The sequence below is a fragment of the Streptomyces sp. ML-6 genome (assembly GCF_030116705.1).
GTDB lineage: Bacteria > Actinomycetota > Actinomycetes > Streptomycetales > Streptomycetaceae > Streptomyces.
The window spans coordinates 514367-524036 of sequence record NZ_JAOTIK010000002.1; the positions used below are offsets into that span (position 1 = coordinate 514367).

A 9670-nucleotide genomic window follows, 5' to 3' on the forward strand; every position below is an offset into this window, starting at 1 on the left:
ACCTCGCACGCCGCCTCCACGGAGCGCCGCCCCGTCCCGTCGCTCGGCGCGGGGAGGGCGCGGCGCCGGTTGTGAAGTCACCGACCATGTATGTCCTTTCCTTTGTGTGGTGCGCCCACATGCCCCATCACCCGTCCGTCCGCCTAGCGTGTGCACACCCGGTGCCGGGGCGGCGCCGGGCGGCGCGCCGCGGGCGCACGAACGGGAGGGGCCGGGGCATGGCCGAGGGACGAGGTCCGGGGCACCGGTGGCGGCTGCGCGCCGCCCGGGTCATGGCGGTGGTGGGGGTCGTCGCGGCGGCCGTGGTGGCACCGCACACCACCGCGAGCGGCGCGACGGCGGGCGGCTCCGCCGCGCCGCCCCCGTACCTCACTCGCGAGGCGGGTTACGGGGCCGGCACCGTCACCAACGGCTGGGAGAGCGTCGAGCGTTACCGCGACACGACCACGGGGTTCCGTACCGAGGGCTATCCCTCGGACGGCCGCGGCGACCAGGACGGCAAGCGCGTCACGTACTTCGGCGGCGTGACCCGCCCCTCCTCGGACCGGTTCCTGCTCTACTCGGCCCCCGGCTGGAACACCGGCAGCCGCACCACGCCCGTCCTCCTCGTGCACGGCGCGAACGACACCGCGGACCGGGCCTGGGCCAACCCCGGCGAGTCGGGCGGCTACGGCTGCGGCGCCCTCGTCTGCCCGTCCACCGGGCTGATGCAGTACCTCTCCGCGCGCGGCCACCGGGTCTTCGCCGTCGGCTTCGCGCACAAGCAGGGCGACAACCTCATGCAGGCGCAGGTCGTCGGTGACGCGATCGCCGTCATCAAGGCGAAGCTGGGCGTCGAGAAGGTGGACCTGGTCGGCTGGAGCAAGGGCGAGATGTCGACCCGCGCGTACGTGTCGTCCGTGAAGCCGGGCTGGGGGCGGGCCTACGCCGGGGACGTACGCCGGCTGATCACCCTCGGCGGCCCGAACGGCGGCTACGACTACCCCTACGCCCACGGCTGGGCCCACGACTTCTCCGTCTGGCCGGAGTGCGGCGGCAAGATCAACGCCCCCTCCCCGCACTCCCACATGACCTGCTACGGGCTGTACACGGCCCGCCCCGAGTTCTCCATGACGCCGTCCGGCGGGTACGACAACTACCCCGGGCAGCGCCAGATGCTGGCCCGCTGGGACGGGAAGTACGGAGTCGACGGCGCCGCCCAGGACTGGTACACGACGTACTACGGCGGCCAGGGCTTCTACACCGCCGGCAGCGGCATCCAGGCCGCCATCGACGCCGGTTCGCTGATCGAGCCGCTGCACGAAGCCGGGGTGCCCGCCTCGGTCACGACGTATCTGCTGGCCGGCGGCTCACCGGACGTGCTCGGCATCTTCAACGAGAACCGCGGCCCCAGCGACGGTGTCGTCTTCATCGACAGCGCGCTCGACACCACGGGCATCCCCACCGTCGGAGGCAGGGAGACCGTCCTCGGCGCCAACCACCTCGAACTGGGCTGGAACTCCTCGGCCGTCGCCCAGGTCGCCACCTGGCTGTCCTGAAGGAACTCGAAGGAACTCGCACATGAACACGCTCCGCACCCGCCGGGTCGCCACCGACCGGCTGACCCAGCAGATCACCGAAGCACGAACCGATGGAGAGGGCGAGGGCGAGGCCGTCGTTTTCGTCCACGGCAACGTCTCCTCCTCCGCGTTCTGGCACACCACCCTGAGCGGGCTGCCGGACCGCTACCGTCCCATCGCCGTCGACCTGCGCGGCTTCGGCGGCACCGACCCGCTGCCCGTCGACGCCACCCGGGGCCTGCGGGACTACACCGACGACCTCGCCGCGCTGCTCACGGCCCTCCGGATCGACCGGGCGCACCTGGTCGGCTGGTCCATGGGCGGCGGAGTGGTCATGCAGTACCTGCGCGACCACCCGGACCGGGTCCGTTCCCTGACCCTGGTCAACCCGGTCTCCCCCTACGGCTTCGGCGGTACGCGGGGAGTGGACGGAACCCTCAACTCCGCGGACGGGGCCGGATCGGGCGGCGGGACGGCCAACCCCGAGTTCGTGCGGCTGCTCGCCCGGGGCGACCGCGGCGAGGACTCCGCGCTCTCGCCGCGCTCCGTCCTGGCCTCCTGCTACGTCAAACCGCCGCTGCGTCCCGAGCACGAGGACGCGTACGTCGAGTCCATGCTCACCACGCGCACCGGGGACGACCACTACCCGGGCGACAGCAGGACGTCCGCCGACTGGCCCGGCATCGCGCCCGGCACGCGCGGCGTGCTCAACTGCCTCGCCCCGACCCACTTCCGCATCGACGACCTGCACCTGATCGACCCCAAGCCCCCGGTGCTGTGGATACGGGGCGAGGACGACGTCATCGTCTCGGACACCTCGATGTTCGACCTGGCGCACCTGGGCGCGACCGGCGTCGTGCCGGGGTGGGACGGCACACCGGCCCAGCCGATGGTGGCGCAGACCCGGCACGCCCTGGGCCGTTACGCCGATTCGGGCGGCACGGTGCGGGAGGTCGCGGTGGCCGACGCCGGGCACGCGGTCCACCTCGAACGCCCCGGCGAGTTCCGCGAGGCGCTGCTGGAGGTCCTGTCGGCATGACGGTGTGCGACACCCGGCAGGGGGCGGTCCGCGGCCGCACCTCCCCCGACGGGGTGACGTCCTTCCTCGGCGTCCCGTACGCCGCGCCGCCCTTCGGCGCGCGGCGGTTCCGGGAACCCTTCCCGCCCGAGCCCCGGACGGGCGTGCGCGACGCCACGGTCCACGGCCCGACGGTGCCGCACGCCCCCTACGCCCCGCCCTTCGACGTCCTCATCCCGGACGACGGCGTCGAGGGGGAGGACTGCCTGAACCTCAACGTCTGGACCCCGGCCCCGGAGCCGGGCGCCGGCCTGCCCGTGATGGTGTGGCTGCACGGAGGGGCGTTCACCAACGGCTCCGGTTCGACGGCCGCGTACGACGGGAGCACCTTCGCCCGCGACGGAGTCGTCTGCGTCACGCTCAACTACCGCCTGGGGGCGGACGGTTTCCTGCGCCTTCCCGGCCGCCCCGACAACCGGGGTCTGCTCGACCAGATCGCCGCCCTCCGCTGGGTCCGGGACAACATCGCCTTCTTCGGCGGCGACCCGGACCGGGTGACGGTCTTCGGCGAGTCGGCGGGCGCCATGAGCATCGGCATGCTCCTGACCACCGAGGCGGCCCGGGGCCTGTTCCGGAGGGCGATCCTGCAGAGCGGGGCCTGCCACCACTTCCTGCGCCCGTCATCGGCCGCGCTGGTGGCGGCCCGGCTGGCGGAGAAACTGGGCATCGAGCGGACGGCGGAGGCCCTCGCCGCCGTCCCGCTGCCGGAACTCCTCCCGGCCCAGGCGGAGTTGCGCGCCGAGGTGAGCGCCGACCCCGATCCGGCCCGCTGGGGCGAGGCAGTACTCAACCTGATGCCCTTCGAACCGGTACGGCCCGCCCTCGCGCTGCCCGGCCCCGACTGCGGCGTCGACCTCCTGATCGGCAGCAACGCGGAGGAGTACCGCCTCTTCCTGGCCCCGACCGGGTTCCTCCACACCCTGCCCGAGTCCGCGCTCCTCGCCGCGACCGCGGCCTACGGCCTCGATCCGGTCGCGGCCCTCCCCGTCTACCGGACCGCCCGCCCCGCCGCGTCGCCGGGCGAACTGTTCGCCGCGGTGGCGACCGACTGGTTCTACCGCATCCCCGCCATCCGCCTCGCCGAGTCCGTGCCGAACTCGTACCTGTACGAGTTCGGCTGGCGCTCCCCCCGGTTCGACGGGGCCCTCGGCGCCTGCCACGCCCTGGAGCTGCCCTTCGTCTTCGACCGCCTCGACGACCCCTCCTGCGCACCGCTGCTCGGCGCCCACCCGCCCCGGGCCCTCGCGGACGCCATGCACGGGGCGTGGGTCTCCTTCGCGAGGACGGGAAACCCCGGTTGGGAGACGTACGACACCACGACCCGTACCACAATGGCCTTCACCGCCCCGCTCGCGTCCGCCCCGGTCGCCGACCCGCGCGCGCAGGAACGGCTCCTGTGGGAGGGCGTGCGCTGAGGGGGGCTCCCTCGAAGAGGCTTCCCGGGCGGGGCCGGGGCTGATGTGGGGGACCGCGTCGGCCGGGAACCGTTCTCCCGGATCCTGCGTGACCTCTTGACGTGTTGTCGGCCGGTGAAGGGGACGGAATGAAAGCGCGGGCGTTGATGAGCGCGGCGGTAGTGGTCGGTGTGGCGCTGGTGGCGTGCGCCTGCGGTCCGGAGGAGGCGCGGGACGACACGGGGGCGAAGCCGGAGAAGTCCTCGCAGCAGTCCGCGTCCGCGCGGGCCGAGGAGCCGTCGGCCGAGCCGTCCGCGTCCGCCCCGGCCGCCCCGTCCGAGAAGCCGCCGACCGGCGGCCCGTCCGTGCCCCGGACGAAGGAGGGCGCGATCCAGCGGTACGAGCAGTACCTCCGCGCCGTGGGCCGCGAGGACATCGACACGGTCTGCGAGGTGGCCGGGCCCGCCGCGAAGCAGGCGGAGGACCAGGGGTTCGGCCCGTGCACGTCGACGTTCCTCGTCACGTTCCGGTTGTTCTCGCCCACGCAGAAGAAGGCCCTGCGGACCGCGACGGTCGACCCGCAGCGCGTCTCCATGGTCACGCCCGACAAGTTCGAGATGCCGGCCGACTCGGTCAGGTCCTCCGTCGTCTTCTCCGACGGCGACATCGGCAGCAGCACCCTGGAGTACCTCAAGGGCAACTGGTACATCACCGACTGAGCCGAGCCGGACGGGCCCGGAGCGCCGGCCGCCCGCCGGATACCAGCCCGGGGGGCCGGGGCCCGTCCCCGGTGCGGTCAGTGCGGCCGGATCAGGCCGTTCTGGTAGGCGAGGGCGACCAGATGGGCGCGGTCGCGGGCGCCGAGCTTGGCCAGCGCACGGCTGACATGGGTCTTGGTCGTGGCCGGGCTGATGACGAGTTCGCGCGTGATCTCCTCATTGCTCAGGCCCTGGGCGACGAGCGCCACGACCTCGCGTTCACGGGTGGTGAGCTGGGCGAAGACGTCGCCGTCGACCGCGGCGGCGGGCTTCGTCATCCGGGCGATGAGGCGCCGGGTCAGGCCGGGGGACAGCAGTTCCTCGCCGCCCGCGACGACCCGCACCCCGTGCAGGAGCTGGGCCGGGTCGGTGTTCTTGAGCAGGAATCCGCTCGCGCCCGCGGCCAGCCCCTCGATGGCGTAGTGGTCCTCGTCGAAGGTGGTGAGGATGAGGATGCGCACGGTGGCGAGGGCCGGGTCCGCGACGATCCGCCGGATGCCCTCGATACCGTCCACGCCGGGCATCTGGACGTCCATCAGCACGACGTCCGGGTGGGTGGCGCGGGCGAGTTCGGCCGCGCTCGCGCCGTCGCCCGCCTCGCCGACCACCGTCATGTCGGGCTCGCTGTCGACCAGTACCCGGAACCCGCCCCGCACGAGGGCCTGGTCGTCGGCGATGAGTACCTTGATCATGTGGTGTCCCTCCGGATCGGCAGCTCGCACCGCACCTCGAATCCCTCGTCCGCCGTCCGGGCCGCGGTGAGCGTGCCGCCCAGTTTCTCCGCCCGCGCCCGCATGCCCTCGATGCCGTTGCCGCCGACGGTCGTGGACACGTCGCCGGGGCTTCCGTCGTCGCGCACGACGATGCGCAGCCGCTCGCCGTAGGCCAGCTCGATCCGTACCCGGGTGGCGCCGTGCGCGTGCCGGCGCACGTTGGTCAGCGACTCCTGGACGATCCGGTACGCGGCGAGGTCCACCGTGACCGGGACGGTCCGGTTCTCGCCGGTGCGCGTCAGCTCGACCCGCACCCCCGGGATGTCGAGCAGTTCGTCGAGCCTGGCCAGGCCGCCGGTGGCGGTGCACAGGTTCTCCGAACGCATCGCGCCGAGCACCACCTGCACCTCGGCGAGTCCCTCGTCGCTGATCCGCTTGATGGTGTTCAGCGCCTCGGCGGCCTGCTCCGGCCGGCGCCGCATCACATGGACGGCGACCCCGGCCTGCACGCTGATCGCCGCCATCGTGTGGCCGAAGACGTCGTGCAGTTCACGGGCGATCTCCAGGCGTTCCTCGGCCGCCTGCCGGCGGGCCTGGTCGGAGCGGGCCTCGGCCAGTCGTTCCGCCCAGTCGCGCGCGCCCCTGGCGAACGCCCGGTGGGAGTGCACGGCCACGCCGAGCGCGGTGGCGGCGGCCACCAGCGGAACGGCGTTGAACACCTGGTCGGTGAACCAGTCGCCGCTCAGCCCGAACCGGACGGTCAGGAGCGTGCACAGGGCGGTCAGCACCCCGCCCGCCACCCCCGCCCGCCAGCCCCGGCCGGCCGCGAGCGCGTAGCAGCCGATCAGCGGGGCGGCGGTGATGAGTCTGCCCGGGTAGTCGAAGTGGAACCAGGCGAAGGTGACCGCGTCGGCCACCGCGAGGCATCCGACGGGGAAACGCCTCCGCAGGACGGTCGCGGCGCCCGCCACGGCGGCGAGGACGACGGCTCCCGGGCCCATGGGGCCGGACGGTCCGGGCGGGCCCAGTTCCAGCAGGCCCCCGACGAGGACGACGAACACCAGCCCGGCCCCCAGCGCGGCATCACCCGCTCGTGACACGTTCCCGCCCCTCCGTCCCCGCCCCGCCACCGGGGCGCGCGTCTCCCCGCGCCGCGAACATCCTGTCACTGTTCGGGGCGCGGCCCCGGGTCACCAACGCGTGGGCGCCGAAGGGCGGTTGCTCCTTCGGGGCCGCGGGGAGAAGTCGTCGATCCATGGGGGTCAGCCTGGTGGAGGGGCCGCCGTCGCCGCGTCGGCCGGGCGGCGGCACCGTCCCGTACCGCCGGGGTATGACACTGCCGCCCCGGGTGTACGCCGTGGTTGCCGTTCCGGGCCGACGACTTCGCCCCGTGTCTCCCGCAGGATTCCGGGCCATGAGACGACGCAGCTTCCTGGCCCTGACCGGACTCGCGGGACTGGCCCTGACCGGATGCGGCGGCGCGGAGGGGAACGAGGGCACCCTCTCGTTCCGCAATCCGTTGCACATCCCGCCGGTCCTCGACCCCCCGCCCGGCCCCGACGGGGTGCGGCGCTTCGCGCTGCGTCTGCAGGAGGGGCGCAGCGAGCTGCTGCCCGGCAGGCGGGCCAGGACCTGGGGCGTCAACGGCGCCCACCTCGGCCCCACGCTCCGGGCCCGGCGCGGCAACCGCGTCGCGATGTCCGTGACCAACGCGCTGGGCGAGGCCAGCACCCTGCACTGGCACGGCATGCGGCTGCCCGCGGTGATGGACGGCGGCCCGCACCAGATGGTGGAACCGGGCGCCACCTGGTCCCCCGAGTGGACCGTCGACCAGCCCGCCGCCACCACCTGGTACCACCCTCACCCGCACGGCAGGACCGCCGTCCACGTCTACCGGGGGCTCGCCGGGATGTTCCTCCTCGACGACAGGACCGACGGCACCGACGGCATCGGCGAGGCCGACGGCCCCGGGCTGCCCCGTGCGTACGGGAAGGACGACGTCCCCCTGATCATCCAGGACCGGAAGTTCACCGAGGACGGCGAGCTGGACGAGGACTTCGGCGGCACGTTCGGGCCGCTCGGCGACGACGTCCTGATCAACGGCACCTACGCCCCGTTCTTCCGGGTGACGACGAGCCGGGTGCGGTTCCGGCTGCTCAACGGCTCCAACGCGCACGTCTTCACCGTCGGTTTCGCGGACGAACGGGAGTTCCACGTGGTGGCGGGCGACGCCGGACTGCTCTCCCGGCCGGTCGCGGTGCGCCGGCTCCGGATCAGCCCCGGCGAGCGTTTCGAGATCGTCGCCTCCTTCGAGGCCGGTGAGAACGTCCTGCTCAAGGGTTTCCCGGGCGGGGACGAGATCGAGGAGGGCAGCTACGACCTGCTGAAGCTGACGGCCGCCCCGCGGCTCGCCCCCTCCGCCCCGCTGCCCGCCCGGCTCGCGGCCCTCGCCCCGCCCGCCGAGGGGGACCGCACCCGCACTTTCACGCTGTACGGCTCGCACATCAACGGCGAGCCCATGGACATGGCCCGGATCGACGAGGTCGTACCGGCGGGTGCCCGTGAGATCTGGGAGCTGGACAACATCACCTTCTCCCACAACTTCCACATCCACGAGGTCGTCTTCCGGGTACTCGACATCGACGGGGAGCGGCCGCCGGCACATCTGCGCGGCCCGAAGGACACCGTCTACGTCCCCGGCAAGACGAAGGTCCGGTTGGCCGTCGAGTTCGGCCGCCACATCGATCCGAGGACCCCGTACATGTACCACTGCCACATCCTCAAGCACGAGGACAAGGGCATGATGGGGCAGTTCGTCATCGTGCCCCCGGGCACCGAGGACACCACCCCGCGCCGCCTGGCCCCGAGCGGCCACACCGGTCACCACTGACCGCGGTCCGGGCGGCCCCTCATGGCCGGGGCCGGGCGTGGCGGTGGCCCGGTCGGGGCTCCGGCCGATCCGTGCCAGTGGCACTTCCGGGCACCGGGCGGGCACGGTGCGGGATATCGTCCGGGAGCCGCCGCCGAACGGCGGCGGGGGAGCGGCGCGGCCCGCCCGGACGACCTCGCCGGGCCCGGGGGCCGGCGCGGCATCGGCGTCCGGACCGAGGAGGACCTCTTGACCATCCGCCAGGTACGCACCGTCGACTACCACACCGGGGGCGAACCGTTCCGGATCGTCCCCGAGCCGCCGGCCGCCATCGAGGGGGCCACCGTCGCCGAGCGCCGGACGTTCGCCATCGGCGACCCCGACGTGGACGGCCTGCGCAGGCTGCTGTGCCTCGAACCCCGCGGGCACGCCGACATGTACGGCGGGTTCATCACCCCGCCCGACGACGAGGGCGCCCACTTCGGCGTGCTGTTCTGGCACAAGGACGGCTTCTCGACGGCCTGCGGCCACGGCTCCATCGCGCTCGCCGTCTGGGCCGTGCGGACCGGCCGCGTCACCCGTGATCCCTCCGGCGTCACCACGGTCGTCATCGACGTGCCCTCGGGCCGGGTCACCCTGCGCGTGCGCACCGAGGGCGAGCGGATCACCGGGGTCGACTTCGTCAACGTCCCCGGCTACCGGCTCGCCGAACGCGTCACCGTCGCCACGTCCCGCGGGGACGTCCTCGTCGACGTCGCCTACGGCGGTGCCATCTACGCGCACCTGGACGCGGCCGGTGCGGGGCTGGCCGTCACCCCCGAGCACTACGCCGACCTCATCGCGATCGGGCGCGAGGTCAAGTGGGCGCTGAACGACACCGAGTACGCCCGGCACCCCGTCGACGACCGCCTCAGCGGCATCTACGGCACCATCCTGTACGACGATCTCGGCGACGACGAGGACGGCAACCCGCACCAGCGCAACGTCACCGTCTTCGCCGACGGCCAGGTCGACCGTTCCCCGTGCGGCTCCGGCACCTGTTCCCGTGTCGCGGTGCTCGCGGCGACCGGTCGCCTCGAACCGGGCCGGACCCTCGTCCACGACTCGATCGTCGGCACCCGCTTCCACGCGCGGATCGTCGAGGAGCTGACCGTCCACGGCCGCCCCGCCGTCGTCGCGGAGGTCACGGGGACGGCGTACCGGACCGGCGAGCACCTCTTCGAACTCGATCCCGCGGACGGGCTCGGCACCGGTTTCGTCCTGCGGTAGCCGACCGACCCGGGCGGGTGCGTACGACGG

The 9670-nt window shown here is 73.4% G+C and carries 8 protein-coding genes; 6 read left to right on the top strand and 2 right to left on the bottom strand.

What is annotated here, in order from left to right; all coding sequences use genetic code 11:
• Nucleotides 1-218: 218 nt before the first annotated feature.
• From OCT49_RS36260 to OCT49_RS36275, 4 genes are all read left to right on the top strand, one after another.
• On the top strand, nucleotides 219-1538 hold the full coding sequence (locus OCT49_RS36260; RefSeq protein WP_283856413.1) for an esterase/lipase family protein: 1320 nt from the start codon (nucleotides 219-221) through the stop codon (nucleotides 1536-1538).
• Nucleotides 1539-1560: 22 nt separating this feature from the next.
• Nucleotides 1561-2598 carry an alpha/beta fold hydrolase gene (locus OCT49_RS36265; protein WP_283856414.1) on the top strand — a complete coding sequence of 346 codons (1038 nt, stop codon included), beginning with the start codon at nucleotides 1561-1563 and terminating at the stop codon, nucleotides 2596-2598.
• Nucleotides 2595-4052, top strand: coding sequence for a carboxylesterase/lipase family protein (locus tag OCT49_RS36270; RefSeq protein ID WP_283856415.1), 1458 nt, complete (start codon nucleotides 2595-2597; stop codon nucleotides 4050-4052). The genes OCT49_RS36265 and OCT49_RS36270 overlap by 4 nt, the downstream gene beginning before the upstream one ends.
• A gap of 146 nt (nucleotides 4053-4198) precedes the next feature.
• Complete coding sequence (locus tag OCT49_RS36275; RefSeq protein WP_283856416.1) at nucleotides 4199-4750, top strand: hypothetical protein; 552 nt, start codon at nucleotides 4199-4201, stop codon at nucleotides 4748-4750.
• A gap of 77 nt (nucleotides 4751-4827) precedes the next feature.
• Here OCT49_RS36275 and OCT49_RS36280 read toward each other — a convergent pair whose 3' ends face one another.
• Together OCT49_RS36280 and OCT49_RS36285 are read right to left on the bottom strand one after the other, a co-directional pair.
• Nucleotides 4828-5481 (bottom strand): response regulator, encoded by a 654-nt coding sequence (locus OCT49_RS36280; RefSeq protein WP_283856417.1) that lies wholly within the window; start codon nucleotides 5479-5481, stop codon nucleotides 4828-4830.
• Nucleotides 5478-6602 (bottom strand): sensor histidine kinase, encoded by a 1125-nt coding sequence (locus OCT49_RS36285; RefSeq protein ID WP_283856418.1) that lies wholly within the window; start codon nucleotides 6600-6602, stop codon nucleotides 5478-5480. The genes OCT49_RS36280 and OCT49_RS36285 overlap by 4 nt, the downstream gene beginning before the upstream one ends.
• A gap of 314 nt (nucleotides 6603-6916) precedes the next feature.
• Between OCT49_RS36285 and OCT49_RS36290 the strand changes: the two genes are divergently transcribed.
• Nucleotides 6917-8392 (top strand): multicopper oxidase family protein, encoded by a 1476-nt coding sequence (locus OCT49_RS36290; protein WP_283856419.1) that lies wholly within the window; start codon nucleotides 6917-6919, stop codon nucleotides 8390-8392.
• A 228-nt stretch (nucleotides 8393-8620) separates the two neighbouring features.
• The gene (locus OCT49_RS36295) at nucleotides 8621-9640 is read left to right on the top strand and encodes a proline racemase family protein (protein WP_283856420.1); all 1020 of its coding nucleotides are present in this window, start codon (nucleotides 8621-8623) and stop codon (nucleotides 9638-9640) included.
• The last annotated feature ends 30 nt before the right edge of the window (nucleotides 9641-9670 follow it).